The following is a 21,838-nucleotide window of genomic DNA, read 5'->3' as shown; positions in this document are numbered from 1 at the left end:
CGCGTCCTCTTCCCGCTTCACCGTTCGACCCGCTCCACCGGGACCCACAGTTCGGCTTCTACATAGGCTCCGTCCTGCGACATCGTGGTGCGCAACAGTTCCGGCCCCGGCACACTCTGGTAGGGGTTGGCGGGAAACCACTGGGTGAACACGTCCCGCCACAGGTATTGGATGGCGTACGGCGCCTCTCCCTCCACTTCGAACACCGCCCACAGCCCTGCCGCCACGGGCAGCACCGCCATGTCCTCGGGTGCTGGCGCACTAGTGACCACCCCGTGGTAGTAGTCCAGTTCGGTGCCTTCCGGTGCGCTCACCCGCTCACCGGCGATGTTGGCAACAGCTGCGACCACTCCCCGCGGCTCCTGATCGGACAGTTCCGCCAGCCGCTGCAGTGTCCCAGGGTCGATACTCCGCACAAACTCGACGATGGCCGGGTTAGGCCCCTCATAGACGAGAGGCACGCGCGCCTTCTTCCCAACCACCTGGAAAGCGTCCTTCTCCACAATCCGGTATCGCATGTCTGTGCTCCCTTCAACGACGAGCCGGAAGGACATCCGAGGTTGGGAGCGCAAAGGCGCACCGGTGCGCCGGGCCTCCCCCGGCCCTACCCCGTGCATGGCGCGGAACGCCCGCGCAAACGCCTCCGCCGAGCCGTAGCCGTAGCGCACGGCAATGTCGAGCAGGGTGCGGTCCCCCGCCAGCACTTCGGCTCCGGCAACGGTGAGCCGCCGCCGTCGGATGTACTCCGACAGCGGCATCCCCGCCAGTGCAGAAAAGAGCCGCCGCATGTGGTACTCCGACGTGGCCGCGATCTGCGCCAGCTCAGCACCCTCGATCCGCTGGTCGAGGTGGCGCTCGATGTACTCCATGGCCTGGTTGAGCCGGTCCAGCACCTGGATCTCCTTCCTCTGCTGTTTCACGCTAGAAGGAGCCCCCGCGGCCCCGCCCGATCTTGTATGCCCGATTCGGTCAGGTGGCTGGGCCGCTGCATTCACGCAGCCCAGCCACGCCGTACTCCTGCCCTGCCAGACGGACTCCACCGGCCGGGGCACGGCGCTGCACGCGTGGCTCAGTCCCGCCCGGAGAGCCGAGCAATCGTGCGGAAAAGCGCAGAATGGTCCAGGTCGCCGTCACCGTTTGCGCGCGCTGCCGCAATGAGCTGCGCGGCCGCAGCCGCCACAGGAATCACCACCCCGGCTTCCCGGGCAGCTGTCGTGACAATGCCGAGATCCTTGTGGTGCAGGTCGAGCCGGAACCCCGGCGTGAACGAGCGGCGACGCATCAGCTCAGCCTTGTGCTCCATGATCGCGGAGCGCGCCAGCCCGCCGCCGAGGACGTCCAGAGCGGCCGACACATCCACCCCGTAGGCTTCCAAGAAGACGATCGCTTCGGCGAGCACCGCCAGATGCCCCGCCACAATGAGCTGGTTGGCGGCCTTCACCGTCTGCCCCGAACCGCTCGGCCCCACGTGCACGATCGTCTTTCCGACCACTTCGAGGAACGGTCGGGCGGCCGCGAAATCCTCCTCGGTGCCGCCAACCATGATGGACAGGGTCGCGTTCTGCGCGCCCACCTCGCCCCCGGACACCGGGGCGTCAACCATGCGCAATCCCCTGCTGCGGGCCTGGGCGGCAAGATCAGCGGTCACATCGGGGCGGATTGTGGAAAAGTCGATGATCAGCGTGCCAGGCTTGGCCGTCTCGAACACGCCGCCCGCACCGGTGAGAACCTCGACCACGTCAGGCGTGTCGGTGACCATGAGCGCGACCACGTCCGCATCGGCGACCGCCTCGGAGACGCTTGCCGCAGCGGTTCCTCCGGCCTCCACCAAAGCCTTCGTCTTCGCGGGAGTGCGGTTGTACCCGACAACCTGGTGTCCAGCATTGTGGAAGTGGACGGCCATCGGGCTTCCCATGATGCCCAGTCCGATGAAAGCGATACGGGCCATAGCGCTGCGGTTCCTCTCCACTCGGATCAGTTCGCGGCGACGCGCTGCGCGACCGGGGACCACTGCGGATCAGCGGGACCGCCCCGGCCCTCGCTCGGCGCGTCCGCCGGGCCACCACCATCCCTACCAAGTCCGCGTAGCCGCGCGCCCACGCGGGGTACCCGTGCCCGTTCCACGAGCAGGATCTAGGCAGCGGTGGCGTCCTTGTCAGTCGAGAGGAACCGCGATGAGGTGTTCCGAGACGCCTCGTCGGCCGTCCCGCGGGACAGCCGGTCTGGGCACAGGTGTCTTCCCGGTGCTGCCGTTTTTCGCCTGGCAGCGCCCGCCAGCAGGCTAGAGGTTCGCTTCCTGGCGGAAACGTTCTGCCTGCGCAGCGTGCATGGCATTGACGTAGACGTCGTAGCGCTCTGCCTGCAGGCTCTGCACGCTGGAGAAGTCCCGCTGCCCCCGGGTCGCCCAATGCGCAGCAAACCCGAAGACCGCACCCCAGAGCGCACCGATCGCCACGCTGACCAGGATCACCCAGAACCATGCCGGGCCGATCGCGAACAAGCCGAACAGCAGGCCGACGAACAGGCCGAGCCAGGCCCCTGTCCCTGCGCCGGCCAGGGCCGCTTTCACCTTGGTCATCCGCCCGGTGACCTGCTCCACTGTGCGCACACCGTCCCCGATGATGCGCACATGCTCCACGGGAAATCCCCGGTCGGACATCCGATCGACTAGCCGCTGCGCTTCCGCGTACGTGGCATAGCTCGCGATCCGCCGCTGTCCTCGCTGCGCGGGGATGCTGCCGGAGGGAGCGTTGAACTCGGGACCGTTCATCATCGCCTCCGTGGACTCGTCCACCTGGGCGGGACCGCACAGCGGTTCCGCGTTCTCTGGCACGGCTGCCCCCAGCGGCGCGGTCCAATCATCCACCCGCCTACTTCCCGCCTCTTGCCCGCGAACCGGCAGGCAGCAGCCCCGTACGGTATCCGCTGGCTGTCCTGTTATCCCGTGCACCCCACCGTCCGGAAAGCCGTGCTCCCCTGCGCGCAGCGTGTTGCTCTTTTGATGTCCGCGGGTAGAGGCCACGGGGCACCGTCCGAAGAGGCCCCATGGAGAACTACACGGTTCAACTCGCGCTCGTCGCAGTTCTGGTGTTGACGAACGCGGTCTTCGCGGGCAGCGAGATCGCGCTCGTCACCCTGCGGGAAAGCCAGCTACGGCAGCTCGAGCGGCGCGGGGCAGGCGGGCGTGCTGTGGCACGCCTCGCCCGCGACCCCAACCGGTTCCTGGCCACCATTCAGATCGGTATCACCTTGGCCGGGTTCCTTGCCTCCGCGACCGCTGCGGTCTCCCTCGCCCAGCCGTTGATTCCGCCGCTCAGCACAGTCTTCGGCACAGCTGCCCCGCCCGTGGCGATCGTGCTGGTCACCGTAGCGCTGACTTTCATCACCCTGGTCTTCGGGGAGCTCGCTCCCAAACGCATCGCCATGCAGCGGGCGGAAACCTGGGCGGTGCTCATCTCCCGGCCGCTCACCCTGCTCTCCGTGCTGTCTCGGCCCGCGGTGTGGCTCCTCAGCGTCTCCACCGACCTGGTGGTACGGCTCAGCGGAGGCGACCCGGCAGCCACCCGGGAAGAAATGTCGCAAGAGGAGCTGCGTGACCTGCTCGCCACCCAGCCCAACATCACCCGCAAACAGCGCACCATTCTCACCGGGGCGTTCGAGATCGCCGACCGGAACCTGCGACACGTCCTCATCCCCCGCCGCGACGTCGTTGTCGTCCCCGCGTCCATGCCCGCCCAGGACGCGGCACGTTTCCTCGCCGAGCACGGGCATTCCCGGGCCCCGGTCGTCGCTGACGACGACCTGGAAACCGTGGTGGGAGTCGCGCACTGGGCGGATCTGCTGCGGGGGGAAGGCAGCGCTCGCGCAGCCGCTCGCGCCCCGCTGCTGCTCGCCGACTCCCTGCCGGTCTCCCTGGCTTTGGAACGCATGATCGCGGAACGCCAGCACTTGGCGCTCGTCGTCGACGGCACGGGAGCGATCGACGGCATCGTCAGCCTCGAAGACCTGCTCGAGGAGATCGTGGGAGACATCTACGACGAAACGGACACGGCTCCCCGCGCCGTTACCCGGCTGCCCGACGGTTCTTTGCGGCTGCCCGGCACGTTCCCCGTGCACGAACTCCCCGAGCTGGACGTGCACCTCACCGACCGGCCCGCAGGCGACTACGTCACCGTGGCCGGGATGCTGCTAGCCCAGCTCGGCCACATCCCCGAGAAACCCGGGGAGCAGGTGGTCTTGGGCTCGTGGACTGCCACGGTCGCAGCTGTGAACGGCCGGGCCATCACCGAAGTCGTGCTCAGCCCGCACGCAACGCCGGAGTGACCGCTATTAACGTGCCGGGCCACCGGCGACAGAAAAGCGCGAACCGCCCGCACAACACAGCTCCCCTCCACCTTCGTCTCTCGGTGCAGGGGAGCTTGCACCACGCAGGCGTCCCGTTGGGACACCGCTGACCGCGTCCCAGGGCGGGCTGAACGGAACCCGGAAAACGGTTCTCACAGAAATTGAACCCGTCTCATACTTCCCCCCGCCCTACGAAAACCGGAACGGACAGTACGCATCAGTGCTCGACGTCGAGGAACAAAAGGCCTATCGATCCCCACGAAGGGATAAATCAGCCACTGTCGAGGATCTTTCTTCGCTAAAATCGACACACTTTAGCAACCAGCCAGCTCAGTCGCCTCGACTTTGCACCAGGAAGACGCACTAGCGCCAATAGTCTCCGAGGTACTGTGCTGAAATCCTTGCACAACTCCAGCAACGGGAGGCTCCTTGAGGCTTCTTCACACAGCTTCGGCTCCACCAAAAACGAAAACAGCGCTTCGGAAACGCCGGAGAGCCATTCTCCCCCTTCGCTCTCACCCTTTCCGCATCGGCAGCCGAGAAAAATCTTCCAGAGAAGAAAACGCTGGGTGTCATTACCTGTGGCTATTTTCCTTGGTGTCTAGCCTCTGCTCCCGAGCTCCCCTCACGCTGCTTGCGGCTCCGCTCCCAGCAGGTAGCGCAGCGCCATCTCCGCGAGATGCCGGTTGAAATCGTCACGGTCGAGAGAAGCCGGCGCCAGCACTGCGCCGCACCCGACGTGCACGATCAGCGCGGAGTAGACAGCAATCAGGCACATCTGCACCGCTGTCTCCGGATCACTGTGCGTGATCTGCGGTTTTGCCAGCAGCAACAGGTTGGTGAGCCGGTCGATGAGCTGCCTGTTGTACCACTGGACCCGCCGGTAGATCCTGTCGTGGGTAGTGGGTGAAAGAGCCATGAGTGACCGGGTGAAGGACTCGTGGCGACGAAGGATGCTGCCGAGCTCCGTGAAGAGCCGTGTGACTAGTTCAGGACCGTCAAGACCGATCCACTGCTCCTCGTCGTCAAAAATCCGCATCTCCTCCCAGACCCGGTTCACCCAGTACTCGTAGACAGCAACGAGAAGCGCATCCTTGCTGGGAGTGCGGTCGTAGATAGCCCGAGGGGCAACCTTAGCGCGCTCACAGACAGCCGCAATGGTGAACGCCTCATACCCGCCTTCTTCGAACAGGGAAGCACCGGCCTCCAGCACCCGCGCCCACGCTCGACGGCTCCGCTCCTGACGTGGCGGTCGGATCAAGAATTCCTCGGTGAGCGCATGCGACTCTGCCTCTTTCACGATCTTCCCCTCATACCTCCGTGTCATCAGGGGGAACCCTACTCCTGTCCCAGCCATTATTCAGGCATTTAAACGTTCCCCCCACCAACCGTAGTTTGGATTTCGCTTTGAAGGGATTGACCAGTTGGCATCGCGCAAATAACCAGTTGCCTTAACCCGTTTTTGGAGCGCTTTTCTACCGCCCATCAAGAATGGCTCTTCTCACAGGCGAACCCTCTGCGCAGGCCAGCTGCACCAGCCACAGCCCCTGCACCTGCCCGCAAGAGAGCCCTTCGCAGACCACAGGCACCAGACGCCCCGCTCACCCCACCCCGCCGCACCCGCGTGCAGCCCGCACGGTCCACCAAACCCCGTCCCGGCCCACCGCCGGCATGACCACTCACCCCGCTCCGTTAACCTGATCCGACGGCGGGGCCCCGAGCCTCAGCCCCGGACGAGGTGCGCCGTACCCGGTCAGGACAAGACGGCGCGGCACTTCCCTACGACTCGGAGGCGGAGATGGCCTGGCTGCTCCTTATCTTGTCCGGACTCCTCGAAACCGTATGGGCGATCGCGCTCGACGCCTCACGCGGCTTCACCCGGCTCTGGCCCTCGGTGATCTTCCTCGTCGCCATGGTGCTCAGCATGGTTGGCCTGTCCCTGGCCCTCAAATCCATCCCCGTCGGCACCGGCTACGCGGTATGGGTCGGTATCGGCGCGGTCGGCACCGCCACCGTCGGCATGGTCTGGCTCGGCGAAGCCGTGAGCGTGGCGAAAATCTGCTGCCTCCTGCTCATCATCAGCGGCATCGTCGGGCTTCGAGTACTGGAATAAGCCGCTTCCCGCCGAGCCCACACGGTTCTAAAGCTCGCGGATCACCCGCGCAGGATTCCCCACCGCGACCACGTTCGCCGGAAGGTCACGGGTGACCACCGCCCCCGCGCCCACCACCGTGTTGTCGCCGATCGTCACCCCTGGGCAGACGATGACGCCGCCGCCCAGCCACACGTTCTCCCCGATCGTGATGGGCTCGGCCGCCTCCCACTTGGCGCGCCGCAACTCGGGATCCAACGGATGGGTGGGGGTCAACAACTGCACGTTCGGGCCGATCTGCGTGTCAGCGCCGATCCGGATCGGCGCCACGTCCAACATGACCGCCCCGAAATTGACGAACGTCCGCGGTCCGATACTGATCTGGTAGCCGTAGTCCACGTACAGCGGCGGGCGGATCTCCACATCCTCCCCGACCTCACCCAACAGTTCCGCCAGGATCGCCCGCCGCCCGTCAGCGTCCTCCGCAGGAGCCGTGTTGAACCGCTCCATCAGCTTCATCGCCCGCCGCAGGTCAGCCGCCAGCTCAGGATCGTCGGCAATGTACAGTTCGCCTGCGAGCATGCGTTCCTTCTGCCCTGCCACAGTCGCCTCCCGTTTCCGCCCAGCGGAATGCCTGCCCCAGCCTACTTGCGCCCTGCCTGTCCGCGGCACCCCGCCCAGCCGCGGGATGCCGCACCCGACGGTTAGCGCTTCAAGAACGCGTCAATCAACCGGGCCGCATCATCGGTACCGATCGCGCGGCTGATCGTCTCCGCCTCATCAGTGACACTCTGCTGCGGTGACACCGTCCACGACGAGCGGAGCAGCCGCTTCGCCTGGCCGAGAGCAAACGCGGGCCCCGCAGCAAGCTGCGCGGCGACCTCTTCTGCCCGGCTGACCGCCGCCTCGTCATCAACCACTTCGGTGACCAGTCCCCACTCGCGTGCCTCCTCTGCGGTCAACGGCCGGTTCATCAAGGCCATCTCCAACGCCCGCTGCTGCCCGACCGCTCGGGGAAGCAGATAAGACACCCCGCAGTCAGGCGTCAACCCCACCCCGGCATAGGCCATGAGGAACTTGGTGGAACGCGCCGCCACCACCAGGTCAGCGGTGAGCACGAACGCGAGACCGGCCCCGGCGACCGCCCCGTGCACCGCGGCCACCACCGGCTTAGCCAACTCTGTCAACCGCAGCAGCCCGTCGCCCAGCGTGGCAGCGAGCTCGTTCAAATACCCCGACCGGTCCTCAGCCGCCATCATCGACGCCACGTCCCCGCCGGCACAGAACCGCTTCCCCTCGCCGGTGAGGAGCACCACCCGAACCGCCGGGTCCCCGGCCTGGTCAACCGCCTCCCCAAAAGCCCGTGCGGCCGCCATGTCCACCGAGTTCGACGCGTCCGGACGGGCAAGCGTGATCCGCGCAATCCCCCCGTCCACCACGCAGCGCACACCACTCATCCGACCCACCACCTTCCCCTCGAATCCTGCTGTCTTCCAGTGGCGGGCCCGAAAACACTTCGCCAGCGGCACCGCCACGGGGATTACCAGCGCCACACTAGGCCGCCCCGCCCCCGCACCCCAGCGGCGCCCCCGGGCAGTCTGCTGCCCCGCCTCCACACCGACACCACCCCGTCACTGATCGGTAACGCCCCTCCCGCACCCTGCTCCCAGGGGCCGTGCCCGACAGCACCGGCCCCGTCTCCCGGGACACTGCCGCGCCCCGGGCTACCGGTCAGGTGCCGGTAGCCCAGAAGACACCGGATTCGCGGCTGCCCGGGCCCGCGGTCACGGTTTCCGCCACACCAGGGTGTAGCGCCACAACAGCCGACGGCGCAGCCGTGCCCTTGGCAGGACGCGCCGGGCCTCCGCAACGATCTCCGCGAACGTCATGGTGGCGGGCGTGGTCACCGCAGTCATAGACACCGGCCGCGGCGCACGGCGTCCCCGGTGACGCACCCAGCCAATCAGCGGGTTGAGCACAACCGAGACACCGTCCAACAAGACGTCAATCGGGTCGTGCGCCCGATACAAGCCCACGACCACCAGGGTGCCTCCCGGGGCGAGCAGATCCCGAAAACAGGTGAGCGCCTCAGCCAACGGCATGTGGTGCACTGCTGCCACGCACGTCACCACGTCATAGGGGCCTGCGGGGGTATCGGTGAGCACATCACCGACCGTGAAAACCACGGGTGCCGCGGGATCGGTGAGCTCCCGCGCCCGGGCAGTGATCACCGGGTCGATATCGATCCCGCACACCCGATCCGCACGCCCAGCCAGCAGCCGGGCCAGGTCACCGCTCCCGGATCCGGCATCGAGAGCACGACCGAAACGCGGGGGGAGCTGCCGCAGAATCCACCGGTGGTAGTAGGCGTTGTGGTCCCACGGATAGGCGGCGTTGAACTCGTCAAGCACAGCGTGCAACCGCCGCAGCAGTCCAGTCATGCCCCTAGCACACCAAACTCCAGCACGGTGGTCTTCCTTGACTGTCCGAACCCGCGGCACGCCCGCACCACCTTTGCGATACGGCAGCGGGGAGAGCGTCAGCCGTGCGAAGACAGGCCTGCAGCCTCGGCCCTCCCCTGGCGGAAAATCTCAGCTGTCGGGATGTCAGCCCATCCCAGCAGTCACCCACAATTCGCTGGGACGGTTCACAAACAGGCTCTTCACCCGCGGGATGTCCCTCTCCGCCAACGCCAGTTTCGGGAAACGCGCAAACAGTTCCGGAAGCACCACGTTGAGTTCCAGGCGCGCCAGCGGTGCCCCCAAACAGTGGTGGGGGCCGTGCCCGAACGTGATGTGGCGGCTATCCGAGCGGGTCACATCGAAAACTTTCGGGGCAGCATGGACCCGGCTGTCCCGGTTAGCAGCCCCGTAAACCATCATCACCGGCTCCCCAGCCCCAATCGTGTACCCGCCCAATTCCTTCTCCCGAGTGGGGAAACAGAACGGCAGCATCACCACCGACGCGGTATGCCGCAGACACTCTTCCACTGCCCGCTCCCACGGCACTTCACCGGACGTGACCAGGGCAAGCTGGTCCGGATGCTCCAATAGCAACCGCACCGAATTGGAGATCTGCCCCACCGTGGTTTCAAACCCGGCATCAACGAGGAGCACCACCGTCCACATCAAGTCTTCTTCCGACAGTGTGGAGCCGTCGTCGTCATGGACGTGCAGCAGGGCGCTAATCAAACCGTCATCAGGCTGCTCCCGTCGAGCCGCCACCATGGCCGCAACATAGGCGTACAACTCTTCGTGGACTGTGGCGTCGGTGCCCGACAGCAGACGCGTGACCAGAGAATCCAAAGCAGGCTGATCTGTTTCGGGAATCCCCAGCAAACGACCGATAACCCCCACAGGCACCGGGTGAGACAGCGCCGCGTTGATATCGAACGGCTGGGAGGCGTCAATACGGTCCAGGCAGGCGCGCGTCAACTCCTGCACGACCGGGCGCAGCCCTTCCACGCGTCGAGTAGTGAACGCATGCTGCACAAGGCGTCGCAGCCGGGTGTGCTCGGGGGGATTCTTGCTGAGCATCGATCCCATGGAAACCAGCTTCACCAGCGGATGCTCTGCCGGAACCTTGCCCTGGGCCACGGCAGTCCAATGCTCCACTCCGCGCTTCACTTCAGGGTCGGCCATGAGCGTACGCAACTCCTCGTAGCCGGTGACCGCCCATACGTCCAGCCCCATCACGCTGAGCCGAACCACCGGTCCGTGCTCAGCAAGGGCGTGAATGTCGGCCTCCGTGAGACCTCTCTCCGTGTCAAGCACAATCTGGGGCGCTGGGGAAGACAAGGCGACTCCTACCGCAGGTCGAAAAGTACAGCCGAGAGTCTCTTACCCAGCGCGAGCACCTTTTCTCCAGAAGAGGAAGAATTCCCTCGATCTTGTACTCTGCGAATAGACTGCTGACGATCATCAACATCTATTGAGGAAAGCGCAACCCAACGAAACATTTGGCTTGCGGATCAGCGATAGCTACGCCAACAAACCAGACGTTGTCCACTCAACGGAAACGTCAGCGAAGCTAAGAGGAGGACTCGCCACTGAACACATGAATTCAGGGCAGCGCTTGCCAGACTCTTGGATGCGCACCGGCGTAAGTTCTCAAGAATTGAGAGCATACCGAGTGACTGAGGAATGTCACATCGTAAAAGGACAGGGACTGTGCTGCTCAACAGTCATAGAAATACGTCATTAACTATACGAACAAACTTTGTTTTCCCTGTCCTGCTGCGGACAGCAGGACGGGTTCACGCCTGGCTCACCAGCAGGGATAGAGATGCTCATGCACTACATCTAGCAGTTGCTCTACTTCCTCCAGCAAAGTCAGCATGGCCCCGTAATTGAAGTCTTCGTACAGCTAGACCTGTTCAATATAGCGCCAAGATTCTCTCTCCTTCGTCTAGAAAAATCCAACACACATCTAGGCGACAGGCCACAATCGAATCTGCATCGAGGGCCGCAACCCCGCACAATCTCGCGCACAGCATTTAGATAATCACTGTGCACCACACTTTCAGGATTTAGAGGAAACCCAAGTTCTTCAAACCGATCTCTTCAGGATCATCTCCCGTTTTGGGTTCCTCAACTGGGTTCCGGACTCGGTGACTCAGTTGGCGGAGTAGGCGTTTCGGTCGAGCTCTCATTGTCCCCGGTCGGGATTATCAGGTAGAGAGACGATAGCGGCAGCGCACCCAGCCACGAACAACAAGAACACTATTGCGCTGCAGCTAGCAACCCCACGAGAACCTTCGTACCTAGAGGCATGTCGGACTATCCCCACCTGCGTGGGGAGCACTCAAGCGAGGCAAGTACAAGCCCGGCGAGATGCGGACCATCCCCACGTGCGTGGGGAGCACTTCACGTAGATACTGCGCGGCCCTCTCTAGACGGGACCATCCCCACGTGCGTGGGGAGCACCACACGGTCGCCATGATCATCACGTCCCGCGCAGGACCATCCCCACGTGCGTGGGGAGCACCAGGTGTCTGCTGACCATGCTGTGGATCTGTTCGGACCATCCCCACGTGCGTGGGGAGCACGTCCGGGGACACTCGAGGTGTCTACCCTCCACAGGACCATCCCCACGTGCGTGGGGAGCACCCCAGCGGCGGAACGTTCGCATGGGGGTGGCGAGGACCATCCCCACGTGCGTGGGGAGCACTGCGGCCTAGGACTGCAGGTTGATTTGCCTGCCCGGACCATCCCCACGTGCGTGGGGAGCACTCCTCCTTCGCCGCACTGGGGGGTCCGTAAAACGGACCATCCCCACGTGCGTGGGGAGCACAAGATGAGGTTGGCTCCCCGAATCGTCGAGCTCGGACCATCCCCACGTGCGTGGGGAGCACTGCCGCCCCATTCCACAGAAAGGAACACCACCAGGACCATCCCCACGTGCGTGGGGAGCACGGAGTGCGTTTGGACGACCTTCTCCGCGCGGTCGGACCATCCCCACGTGCGTGGGGAGCACATGGGGGGAACCAGTTCCCCCCTAACTGACGGAGGACCATCCCCACGTGCGTGGGGAGCACTCGTCGTCTCAGCCACCGGGGTCGACTAGCCCAGGACCATCCCCACGTGCGTGGGGAGCACGGGGCGCGGCCGTCGCGCCCCCGGGGAAGCGACGGACCATCCCCACGTGCGTGGGGAGCACGAGCTCCGCCGTGAGGGCATCGGCGTGGAGGTCGGACCATCCCCACGTGCGTGGGGAGCACGGGAGGCAAGGGGAAAGCCTAGGGTGTGAAAACGGACCATCCCCACGTGCGTGGGGAGCACGTGTGCGGCGCTGCTGCGCCCGAAGACGTAGTCGGACCATCCCCACGTGCGTGGGGAGCACGCGTCGACGGCCGGCCCGTGCGGGCCCGGGCTCGGACCATCCCCACGTGCGTGGGGAGCACGTTGATCTGGAGTTCGCCGAGGCGGCGCTCGGCGGACCATCCCCACGTGCGTGGGGAGCACACCGGGGCCGAAACCGGTTTCGGGGCCGGTGAACGGACCATCCCCACGTGCGTGGGGAGCACCGGGTCATGCGGGTTCTCCCTCACTCGGAAACCGGACCATCCCCACGTGCGTGGGGAGCACGAGCTCCGCCGTGAGGGCATCGGCGTGGAGGTCGGACCATCCCCACGTGCGTGGGGAGCACGGGAGGCAAGGGGAAAGCCTAGGGTGTGAAAACGGACCATCCCCACGTGCGTGGGGAGCACGTGTGCGGCGCTGCTGCGCCCGAAGACGTAGTCGGACCATCCCCACGTGCGTGGGGAGCACGCGTCGACGGCCGGCCCGTGCGGGCCCGGGCTCGGACCATCCCCACGTGCGTGGGGAGCACGTTGATCTGGAGTTCGCCGAGGCGGCGCTCGGCGGACCATCCCCACGTGCGTGGGGAGCACACCGGGGCCGAAACCGGTTTCGGGGCCGGTGAACGGACCATCCCCACGTGCGTGGGGAGCACCGGGTCATGCGGGTTCTCCCTCACTCGGAAACCGGACCATCCCCACGTGCGTGGGGAGCACATCTCCTGGGCCGCCTGGGAGGGCGAAGAGATCGGACCATCCCCACGTGCGTGGGGAGCACGGGAGCGCGGGGCGCGGCTACGCGGGGACAGGCGGACCATCCCCACGTGCGTGGGGAGCACAGACCCACTGCGGCCGCGGCCCACTTCTCCGCCGGACCATCCCCACGTGCGTGGGGAGCACCGAGTGTCCCCGGACTGGAAAACGTCTCCGGGCGGACCATCCCCACGTGCGTGGGGAGCACGCCGGGTCGTACTCGAATGGGCCGATGAACTCAGGACCATCCCCACGTGCGTGGGGAGCACTCGGGTGTCTCGTTGTGTCCTAGGGGTTGCGGTGGACCATCCCCACGTGCGTGGGGAGCACGAGCCACCTCGGCCGCTGCCTGATCCGCCTCCAGGACCATCCCCACGTGCGTGGGGAGCACCGCTACTTCAACCAGGCAGTCACCAAAGTCTACGGACCATCCCCACGTGCGTGGGGAGCACAACATGGATTGCGGCTGGCGTTTCCACTCCCCCGGACCATCCCCACGTGCGTGGGGAGCACCTGCTGGATCAGCTCAAGTGGGACAGTGGGCTCGGACCATCCCCACGTGCGTGGGGAGCACACGGCCGGCCAGCGCGGGTATCGGTGTCACAACGGACCATCCCCACGTGCGTGGGGAGCACGGCGTCTACTTTCCGTTCTGACTCCCGCGATTCGGACCATCCCCACGTGCGTGGGGAGCACGCCACGACCCGTGCCGATCACAACAGTGTCGCCGGACCATCCCCACGTGCGTGGGGAGCACGAGGACGGCGCCCCGTCCGTGGGCGTCGTCCTGGGACCATCCCCACGTGCGTGGGGAGCACACAGCCACCACGGCCGTCACGGTGGCGCGACCCGGACCATCCCCACGTGCGTGGGGAGCACGGGCGGGGGCGGAACAGTGGCAGGACGTCCGGCGGACCATCCCCACGTGCGTGGGGAGCACCCCATGCGGGATAGGAGCAGCCCTTGTTGTTACGGACCATCCCCACGTGCGTGGGGAGCACACCATCAGAGCGCGCAGCGCCTCTAGACGTGCCGGACCATCCCCACGTGCGTGGGGAGCACTCGCCACGCCTCCCTGTCGTCGTGCGGGTGGACGGACCATCCCCACGTGCGTGGGGAGCACAATTTGAAGGATACCCCGGTCGTCGGAATAGACGGACCATCCCCACGTGCGTGGGGAGCACTCGACGGACCAGGATGGAGGGCCGAATTCGACCGGACCATCCCCACGTGCGTGGGGAGCACCGTGCTCCCCCGCATGCCATCCCCACTCCGCGCGGACCATCCCCACGTGCGTGGGGAGCACGGCGCGCCTATCTCGACGAAGCACCGGACATCCGGACCATCCCCACGTGCGTGGGGAGCACGTGGCCTCGTTCACACATCCAGGTCGCTGACACGGACCATCCCCACGTGCGTGGGGAGCACCCAGTGCCGCAGAAACCCTAGTACCACGTTTCCGGACCATCCCCACGTGCGTGGGGAGCACATGATCCGCCTCCGAGACTGGGCACCGAGAAACGGACCATCCCCACGTGCGTGGGGAGCACGGGGTTGCGGCCGCTGTGGGCTGCCCACCTAGCGGACCATCCCCACGTGCGTGGGGAGCACACGCACGCAACGTTGTCAGCGCTGTATGAGCTCGGACCATCCCCACGTGCGTGGGGAGCACCGCCCGGTTGGGCGGCCCTGTTTTTAGCTGGCCGGACCATCCCCACGTGCGTGGGGAGCACACGCACGCAACGTTGTCAGCGCTGTATGAGCTCGGACCATCCCCACGTGCGTGGGGAGCACCGCCCGGTTGGGCGGCCCTGTTTTTAGCTGGCCGGACCATCCCCACGTGCGTGGGGAGCACTTGGGGAGAACCAGTTCCCCCCTAACCGATGGAGGACCATCCCCACGTGCGTGGGGAGCACTCCAGGCAGATCCCACGGCCGCGGTAGACCTGCGGACCATCCCCACGTGCGTGGGGAGCACTAGCCGCGCTCAGCCAAGTTCCGTAGCCAGGCCGGACCATCCCCACGTGCGTGGGGAGCACTGCACGCCCTGCCATCTGCGGCTGCCCGCCCACGGACCATCCCCACGTGCGTGGGGAGCACCTGGTCAGGCCGGGAGCGGCAACTCCCGGCCGTGGACCATCCCCACGTGCGTGGGGAGCACCGTCGCCGTTTCCCCCGCTCCCGAGTCCTCCACGGACCATCCCCACGTGCGTGGGGAGCACCCCAGACCCCAGGGTGGCCCCAACGGCAGAGGCGGACCATCCCCACGTGCGTGGGGAGCACAGAAGATGACCTGCAGCTTTAGAGGGCGTTATCTTCTCGTTATCAATCTTCTGGGTATCAGGAGGTTCGGCCCACCGCTCGCATAGGTCAATTTAGCCGGAATCTCTGCTCTGGGCAGCCAATTGCCTGACACTGGCCGGGCCTTGCCCTCCGCTGGGATTCATCACAGCAGGACCGGGACAGTCTTTCTAGGTTGAGGCGGGGTGCAAACCCATCGGCCTGCGGCGACGGCAACCGACTGTCCGGTGGAAGCGCGTCGTTCTGCCTGCCGCCAGATCACTGGCGGGGAAAGCGACGTTGGCATCCTCGCAATGCTCCTGGGACTGTCTGCTGTCCGCAGACGTCCTGGTCTCGCCTCCGAAAGGCCAGCCCTGGGACGACCGTGTTTCAGCGTGGCCGCCGGGTAGAGGGAAGGCTAGTCGACATGGGAGGTCGCCATGCTGCTGGAACGGACACGGGAAGTTGCTGACGCAACACGGCGCCCCGCCCGGATTGCCGCTGGTGTGATGGGCGGCCTGTTCCTCCTGGCCGGGATTCTCGGGTTCATCCCAGGTGTCACCAGCGACTACTCTTCGATGGCCTTGTCCGGGCACTACTCGGAAGCGAGACTGCTCGGCGTGTTCCAGGTGTCGGTGCTGCACAACCTGTTGCACCTGTTTTTGGGTGTTGCCGGGTTGGCCGCAGCGTGGAAAGGGGCGCGTTTTTCGCGCCTGTACCTGCTGCTCGGCGGTCTGGTCTACCTGGCCCTGTGGTTCTTCGGGGTACTGCTTGACTTCACGACTGTGGACAAGCTGTTCGGCCCGATCCCGTTTTGGGCGAACTTCATTTCCTTCAACGGGATCGACGACTGGATGCGGTTCCTGGTGAGCACGTTGATGCTCTCGTTCTACTTCGTGGTGCGGCCCGGGCGCGGCGTTCCGGAGTAGCCGGTGACTGTTCGGGGTTCTTCGAGCGCATCCACCAGTGGGACAGCAGTGTGCCCACCGCTCTGACCGGGGTGGGGATGTCCTCAACCGAGGGTGCGCTGTGCCGGCGACGTGGGGTCACGGGGTATTGAGCAGCACCGGCGAGGGAATACTGTTGGCCGTTGTCCACGGCTTCTGTTCTTCGTCCGGCCGCAGTTTGTCTGATAGCGCTAGGCCCAATACCGCATAACGGTCCTGCAGAAAAAGGGAGCGGGTGTCTCGCTGCACCGGGGCGCTCTGCTCCCCTTCCCTTGCCTCACCCCCACAAAAGCGCTTTTGAGCTGCAATAACTTGGAGTTGTCGGCATAGTGCTTTCTGTGGTCTCCTTTAACGTTCACGCTAGTGGAACTCTCCGCTGGACCGGAACGTCTCCCATGGCGTTACGGTGCCGCGCCCGGTGAGGCCGCGGTGATCGCCGCGAACGTTTCTCTACCTGTTGAAAAGGACAGCATGGTTTTCAGGCGTTTGCTTACGGCTTTCGGGGTGGGAGGCCCCAGCGTCGACACGGTGCTGCGTTCCCCCCACACTCGGCCCGGCGAGTTTCTGGAGGGGACTGTTGAACTGGTCGGGGGCGAGAGTGAGGTGCTCATTGAGGAGATCAGCGTGTGTCTCGCCTCGGCCGTGGAAGTGGAGGCCGGGGACACCGAAGGGGTTTCCCGCGTCGAGTTCGCCCGTTTCCCGGTGACCGGCGCCTTCCCGCTCGGGCCTGGGCAGCGCCATTCCATTCCGTTCCGTTACCCGGTGCCGTGGCAGGCACCGATCACCGCGGCGGGCGGGGGCCCGCTTCCGGGGGCCAGGGTGGGGCTGCGGACTGATGTGGCCATTGCCCACGCCGTCGACAAGGGCGACTTGGACCCGGTGCTCATCCATCCGCTTCCTGTCCAGGACCGGATCCTGGACGCGTTCGCCCGGCTCGGTTTCGTGCTCAAGCACATGGACTTGGAGCAGGGGCACCTGGTGGGCACTGCGCAGCAGTTCCCGTTCTTCCAGGAAATCGAGTTCCACCCTTCGCCGCGCTACGCCCACGAGATCAACGAGGTCGAGGTGAGTTTCGTCGCCGACCCGGAGGGCGTCGACGTGATCATCGAGTTCGACAAGCGCGGTGGGCTGTTCACCGAGGGTGCGGACATCTACGGCCGGTTCCGGGCTTCACACGCTGATGTCGACCGCGTGGACTGGGTGGCGCAGGTCGACTCGTGGGTTGCCCAGTCGTTGTCCCAGCACCGCAGCCTTTTCGGTGGTTACGGCCACGGACATCCCGGCCACTATCCCCCGCCGGGCTACGGACATCCGGAGCACCACAGTGGTGGGGGCGGCTTGGGCGGGGTCGCCATGGGGGTCATCGGGGGTATGGCTGCCGGTTACGTGGCGGGTGAAATCATGGACGCCATCGGCGAGGTTTTCGAGGACGATGACGACGACTAGGAAGCGTTCCCGCTTTCCTCGGTGGTGCAGACATCAGGGTTCGGCTTTCCCTCATCAGGTCGAACCCTGATCCGCTCCACAGGTCGCGGGGGTGGACCGGCGGTCTGCTCGGTGCGGGCCTCGCAGCGGCGAGAGTGCTTCACCGGGTGTTGCCTGGGGCCGGTCCACCCTCCCCGCGCAAGGGGGAACACTCTTGGGAATCCCCACGAAACCTGGTGGTTGGGGTGGGGTTTCTCCTTTCGATGGTGGGTGCGGCGACGGCATCCACCAAGGCCCGCGCCTATTCCGGTCATTTTTGGTCCAGAATACGGTCTGCAGCGCTGGCGTGTCTCTCTGGGGAGCGGATGGGGCCTATGCCAGGCGTGGGGCGGGGATGCTGTTCACCGCTTCTTGTCGAGCAGTCCCGGAGCGGCGTAGACCCATTGGCCGTCCTGCTCCTGGTAGAGGCCGCTCACTCCGAAGCAGGAGAGGAAGACGAGGCGGTCGCCGCAGTACTCCCGAACGAGCTCCTCCAGTTCAGCGGCGGGCATGACGAGGCCGTCTAACGGTCCGGCGTACAGGGTTACGGGGTGGTCGATGTGGTTCATACGTGTGCCTGAGTAGGGCCGATGGGCGGGGACGGGTGCCGGGAGGGGAGAAGGATGATCCGTTCCCGCAGAGGTGAGGTGACGGTTGCCCCGGGCGGGCGTACCGGGGAGGAGGCGGTACGCCCGTCCAGGAATTGGCCGGGCCATCACGAGGAGGGGATGTTGTCGGCCCAGCAGGGGAAAGCTGAGTTCCTCGGCTGCGGTGGAGCAGTCCGGGTCAGCGGAGGCTTCCCGGCAGGGGTCAGGTCGTATTCGTGGCGGGCATGGTTGCGGGTGGTGTCAGCGGACGGTGGGTGGACTGTTTTCGACGCAGTGGGTGTGTGCTGCCTGCCGCGCGGAGACTGAGGTGCGGCGGTCAAGGGCAAGGACAGACAGTTCCCATCACCGCTTGGTGTGCTGGGTCGGGCCGCGCGGGCGACGGCCGCGGGGCAGGTGGGGCCTGGTGCAGGCAGCGTCGTAATCCACGAGTCACCCCCTAGCCGACGACACTTTCGAAGAGTTTTCCTGGTTTGTCACCGTTATTCCGAATGAGGAATGTTTGCGAAGGTTGGAGCGGAGAAAGCGTTTCCGCTCGCGCCTTCGCTATTCACCATTCCCAAACCTGCAGTTGCTTTCCATGAGTTTGACTAAAGTGAAGCACTAAGTCCGACACGACGATCAACTGTGCTGAATCAGTGCAGAAGTGAGGAAAGGTGTGCAGAAAGACGGGGGCCCTTGGGTAAAGATCGGACAGAAGATTCGGGAGCACCGGCAACACGCTGGACTTTCCCAGGAAGAGCTGGCGAAGCTGGTTGCTCTTTCGCCGACCATGCTGAGCGCGATGGAGCGCGGCACACGCGGCATCAAAAGGGACCATGTGGAACGTATCGACGCCGCGCTCGGCATACCCGGCACGTTGACGGAGCTGTGGGACCGGTCTCGGGGGGCCGGTCTGCCGCCCTGGTATGAGCAGGTGGCCGACCTGGAACGGGCGGCCTCCGAGATCTGGGTCTACCACCCGCTCATGGTGCCGGGTCTGCTGCAGACCGAAGAGTATGCCGCGCACATCCTTCGGGTCAGCCATCCCCGGGCCACTCCAGCCGAAATCGAGGAGCTGGTCCGGGGGCAGATGGAACGTAAAGCGATCTTCGACCAGGAGCGGCCGCCCCGCTTGATCGTGGTCGTGGACGAGGGGGTGCTGCGCCGCCCCACGGGGGGCCGTGAGGTCATGCGCCGCCAGATCGGCCATCTGCTGCAGGAGAGTTCGCGGCCGTTCGTGTCGATCCAGGTGGTGCCGTACGACAGTGAGCACCATCCGGGGCTGTCGAACGGTTTTGCGCTGTTCACGGTTCCCTGGAAGAACCCGGTCCTGTACGTGGAGACTCGCCGGGCAGGAAAGCCCACGGACGATCCGGAAGCGGTGGAGGACTATTCCCAACTGTTCTCCGACTTGCGGGGTGCGGCCCTCCCATTGGGCTGTTCCCGCAGGCTGATGGCCCAGCTCCACGAAAAGCTGTGACGCGCAGTGTGCAGACTGCTGCGGTACGTCCGTGACGGACTACCTAAGGGTTCCCCGGCCAGCCGGACCGCTGCGGCACTGTATCCCCGGGGTGCTCCCGCGGATAGCTGCGCGCAAAGGTTGGGTGATAGGAGCTTTTTGCGCTTGGCCGCGGCCCCCGTCGGGTTCCTGGCCTGCACGCGCGAGCGGACTCACCCCCTGCTGGGGTGGTCCTTCCCTGCCGGTAGTCCCCGGCATTGGGAGCCTCAATCGCGTCTGGCGAGAGGGTAGTCGACGGTGTTTTTCCAGTGGAGGACGAAGTAGACGCCTTTGGAGGGGGGTGCCAGGCTGTCCCAGCGGGTGGCGAGCAGGTCGACGAGGTAGAGGCCGCGGCCGGTGATCCGAGTGGGATCGTTCGCGCGGGACACCACGTGCGGCACGGTGTGGGGCAGCCGGGGCTCCCGGGTGTGGATTTCCACCCGGATCTCGGAGTGTTCCACGGCGACATGGACCTCGTAGGAGCCTCCCGGGTCCCCGGACCGGGTATGGCGGAGCGCATTCGTCGCGAGTTCGGAGGTGATCAGTTCGGCTCGTTCCACTACCTCGTCAGGGACGAAGGTGTACGGGTTGCTCCGCAAGCATGCGGTGACGAATGCGCGGGCTTCAGCCACGCTGTACGGGCTACCGGCGAAGGCCGTGGAGGATACGTTCATCCTGCCACCGCTCCTTCGGTAGAGGTGGCGGAGAGGAGACGGAGCGTTCGGTGGTGCGCGTGTGGTGATTCGGACACGTGGCAGGCAACCTTGACCATCGCATCCCCCATCATGTGCTCAGGCGGGGCGAGGCGTCCTCGTGCCGTCTTCGGCTGGGGCCCCGGCATTGCGGTCGTGTGACGCCCTGGTCGGCAGGGTTCGCCCTAGGCCGGTTCCGTGGTTTTCCCGGAAGCAGGCAGGGCTGTGGGATCTCCGCAGCCACACTGCTCTCCCCCGCCGCAGAGGACGACTATCACGCTACGCGTATTCTTACTCGTTGAAAAGCGAGAGAGCTCCTTTTTCTGACATTGCTTTCCCGAAACCGGGAAAACGACTTTTCTTTCGTCCGGGGTGGCGGATGCGCTGGCCGATATCTTTTCTCTGCGCTTCCGGAGCTCTTCGCAACGGAAGTTCCTGATCCATTCGACGGTCAGAGAGCGCGGGTTCAGATAGCCTTTGTGAAGACGTGAGCCTTCCGTTTCGGGAATGGCGGACAGGTACCGCTGTCCCGGCTGGTGCAGGGTAGGGGCCGTGCGTGTGCTGGCCTCGGCCACCGTGGGGCTTTTAACCTCCCGGCAAATGTCTCGGGGTAGGGCCGAACTGTCGCGGCGGAGCACGCTGGTGGCGGCGTTCTCGCCGGTCACTCGGGAGGAGGCGAGCGTGCCGGGCGGCGGAAGACGCGTGAAGGACCGTCTTGGGCTGACCGCGGCCGGCACAGTGGAATCGTAGGCGGCTGGACGGTTTGCCGCCCACGGCGGCGGACGGCAAACCGTCGCATTCCTTTCTGAGGCGCGGAGTTTCCGCTCAGCACCCCTCGGCCCGGGAGCACATTGTCGGTTTCAAGGCCTTGACTTTTCGCGTCGAAGAGTCTCCAGGCCGTGGGAACGCTCCCGAACAACCGAAAAAATGATTACTCGCGGCGCGCTCCTTCCGGCCAGATGACATCCACCGGCACGCCCCTGGCCCGGGCAGCCGCCACCGCGTCCGCGGTGCCGCCTTTCCCGGAAGCGGGCTGGCCGTCCCACACCGCGAAGAGCCGGTCGACGCTGCCGATCACCGCCTCGTTCGCATCCTCATAGGCCTGTCTGCCCGCAGTCAGGTGCGACATGTAGCGCACCAGGCTCGAGCGGACCAGCAACCGGTCAAACTGTTCCAAGTTGTCCGGTTTCACCTTGGTCTCCCGGTAGTCCGCGGACGGCAGCACTACTTCCAACTGCCCGCCTACAGCCAAGACTGCTTCAGCGAAAAGCTGGTCAGCGCCGCGGGCCAGGCAGGAGACCCCGACAAGCTCACCGTCCGCGTAAGGCGTAAGCGCCTCAGTCAGTGCCTGGCGCACCAGATCCATGCTGTCGGCAGTCAGGTTG

Annotated in this window: 16 protein-coding genes, 1 CRISPR repeat array and 1 riboswitch; of the genes, 5 read left to right on the top strand and 11 right to left on the bottom strand. The window is 65.5% G+C overall.

Annotated elements, in window-relative coordinates:
• Positions 1-17 precede the first annotated feature (17 nt).
• The 3 genes from TFU_RS06310 to TFU_RS06300 all read right to left on the bottom strand — a co-directional run bounded on the left by TFU_RS06310 (position 18) and on the right by TFU_RS06300 (position 2,866).
• The gene (locus TFU_RS06310) at positions 18-893 is read right to left on the bottom strand and encodes a helix-turn-helix domain-containing protein (protein WP_041427908.1); all 876 of its coding nucleotides are present in this window, start codon (positions 891-893) and stop codon (positions 18-20) included.
• 176 nt (positions 894-1,069) lie between these two features.
• Positions 1,070-1,948 carry an NAD(P)-dependent oxidoreductase gene (locus TFU_RS06305; RefSeq protein ID WP_011291706.1) on the bottom strand — a complete coding sequence of 293 codons (879 nt, stop codon included), beginning with the start codon at positions 1,946-1,948 and terminating at the stop codon, positions 1,070-1,072.
• Positions 1,949-2,281: 333 nt separating this feature from the next.
• A complete protein-coding gene (locus tag TFU_RS06300) occupies positions 2,282-2,866 on the bottom strand; it encodes a general stress protein (protein WP_011291705.1) in 585 nt (194 codons plus the stop codon).
• Between the two features lie 179 nt (positions 2,867-3,045).
• Here TFU_RS06300 and TFU_RS06295 point away from each other — a divergent pair, with 179 nt between their 5' ends.
• Positions 3,046-4,323, top strand: coding sequence for a hemolysin family protein (locus TFU_RS06295; protein ID WP_011291704.1), 1,278 nt, complete (start codon positions 3,046-3,048; stop codon positions 4,321-4,323).
• Positions 4,324-4,969: 646 nt separating this feature from the next.
• On the opposite strand, the gene TFU_RS06290 is transcribed toward TFU_RS06295, so the two are convergent.
• Positions 4,970-5,671: a TetR/AcrR family transcriptional regulator gene (locus TFU_RS06290; RefSeq protein ID WP_011291703.1), complete on the bottom strand. Its 702-nt coding sequence runs from the start codon at positions 5,669-5,671 to the stop codon at positions 4,970-4,972.
• Between the two features lie 384 nt (positions 5,672-6,055).
• Positions 6,056-6,117: riboswitch (guanidine-III (ykkC-III) riboswitch) on the top strand.
• Between the two features lie 25 nt (positions 6,118-6,142).
• Here TFU_RS06290 and TFU_RS06285 point away from each other — a divergent pair.
• Positions 6,143-6,457, top strand: coding sequence for a DMT family transporter (locus TFU_RS06285; RefSeq protein ID WP_011291702.1), 315 nt, complete (start codon positions 6,143-6,145; stop codon positions 6,455-6,457).
• 27 nt (positions 6,458-6,484) lie between these two features.
• Here the strand turns inward: TFU_RS06285 and TFU_RS06280 are convergent, their stop codons facing one another.
• The 4 genes from TFU_RS06280 to TFU_RS06265 form a co-directional block, all read right to left on the bottom strand.
• The gene (locus tag TFU_RS06280) at positions 6,485-7,018 is read right to left on the bottom strand and encodes a sugar O-acetyltransferase (RefSeq protein WP_016188565.1); all 534 of its coding nucleotides are present in this window, start codon (positions 7,016-7,018) and stop codon (positions 6,485-6,487) included.
• Between the two features lie 122 nt (positions 7,019-7,140).
• On the bottom strand, positions 7,141-7,893 hold the full coding sequence (locus TFU_RS06275; RefSeq protein ID WP_011291700.1) for an enoyl-CoA hydratase/isomerase family protein: 753 nt from the start codon (positions 7,891-7,893) through the stop codon (positions 7,141-7,143).
• A 327-nt stretch (positions 7,894-8,220) separates the two neighbouring features.
• Positions 8,221-8,877, bottom strand: a complete 657-nt coding sequence (locus tag TFU_RS06270; protein ID WP_016188563.1) for a class I SAM-dependent methyltransferase — start codon at positions 8,875-8,877, stop codon at positions 8,221-8,223.
• Between the two features lie 165 nt (positions 8,878-9,042).
• The gene (locus tag TFU_RS06265; protein WP_016188562.1) at positions 9,043-10,233 is read right to left on the bottom strand and encodes a cytochrome P450 family protein; all 1,191 of its coding nucleotides are present in this window, start codon (positions 10,231-10,233) and stop codon (positions 9,043-9,045) included.
• A gap of 977 nt (positions 10,234-11,210) precedes the next feature.
• Positions 11,211-15,268: direct repeats of the CRISPR family, unit length 29 nt; unit sequence CGGACCATCCCCACGTGCGTGGGGAGCAC.
• A 437-nt stretch (positions 15,269-15,705) separates the two neighbouring features.
• Here TFU_RS06265 and TFU_RS06260 point away from each other — a divergent pair.
• Together TFU_RS06260 and TFU_RS06255 are read left to right on the top strand one after the other, a co-directional pair.
• A complete protein-coding gene (locus TFU_RS06260) occupies positions 15,706-16,194 on the top strand; it encodes a DUF4383 domain-containing protein (RefSeq protein WP_011291698.1) in 489 nt (162 codons plus the stop codon).
• 489 nt (positions 16,195-16,683) lie between these two features.
• Complete coding sequence (locus tag TFU_RS06255) at positions 16,684-17,658, top strand: sporulation protein (protein ID WP_011291697.1); 975 nt, start codon at positions 16,684-16,686, stop codon at positions 17,656-17,658.
• A gap of 380 nt (positions 17,659-18,038) precedes the next feature.
• Here TFU_RS06255 and TFU_RS06250 read toward each other — a convergent pair whose 3' ends face one another.
• Positions 18,039-18,245, bottom strand: coding sequence for a hypothetical protein (locus TFU_RS06250; protein ID WP_016188561.1), 207 nt, complete (start codon positions 18,243-18,245; stop codon positions 18,039-18,041).
• A gap of 682 nt (positions 18,246-18,927) precedes the next feature.
• Between TFU_RS06250 and TFU_RS06245 the strand changes: the two genes are divergently transcribed.
• Positions 18,928-19,743 (top strand): helix-turn-helix domain-containing protein, encoded by an 816-nt coding sequence (locus tag TFU_RS06245; RefSeq protein WP_338010693.1) that lies wholly within the window; start codon positions 18,928-18,930, stop codon positions 19,741-19,743.
• Between the two features lie 245 nt (positions 19,744-19,988).
• Here the strand turns inward: TFU_RS06245 and TFU_RS06240 are convergent, their stop codons facing one another.
• Together TFU_RS06240 and TFU_RS06235 are read right to left on the bottom strand one after the other, a co-directional pair.
• Positions 19,989-20,435 (bottom strand): ATP-binding protein, encoded by a 447-nt coding sequence (locus TFU_RS06240; protein WP_011291694.1) that lies wholly within the window; start codon positions 20,433-20,435, stop codon positions 19,989-19,991.
• Positions 20,436-21,384: 949 nt separating this feature from the next.
• Positions 21,385-21,819, bottom strand: coding sequence for a hypothetical protein (locus tag TFU_RS06235; protein ID WP_173668179.1), 435 nt, complete (start codon positions 21,817-21,819; stop codon positions 21,385-21,387).
• Between the last annotated feature and the right edge of the window lie 19 nt (positions 21,820-21,838).

Source organism: Thermobifida fusca YX, assembly GCF_000012405.1.
GTDB classification, from domain to species: Bacteria; Actinomycetota; Actinomycetes; order Streptosporangiales; family Streptosporangiaceae; genus Thermobifida; species Thermobifida fusca.
This window is presented reverse-complemented; position numbering and strand designations above follow the sequence as displayed.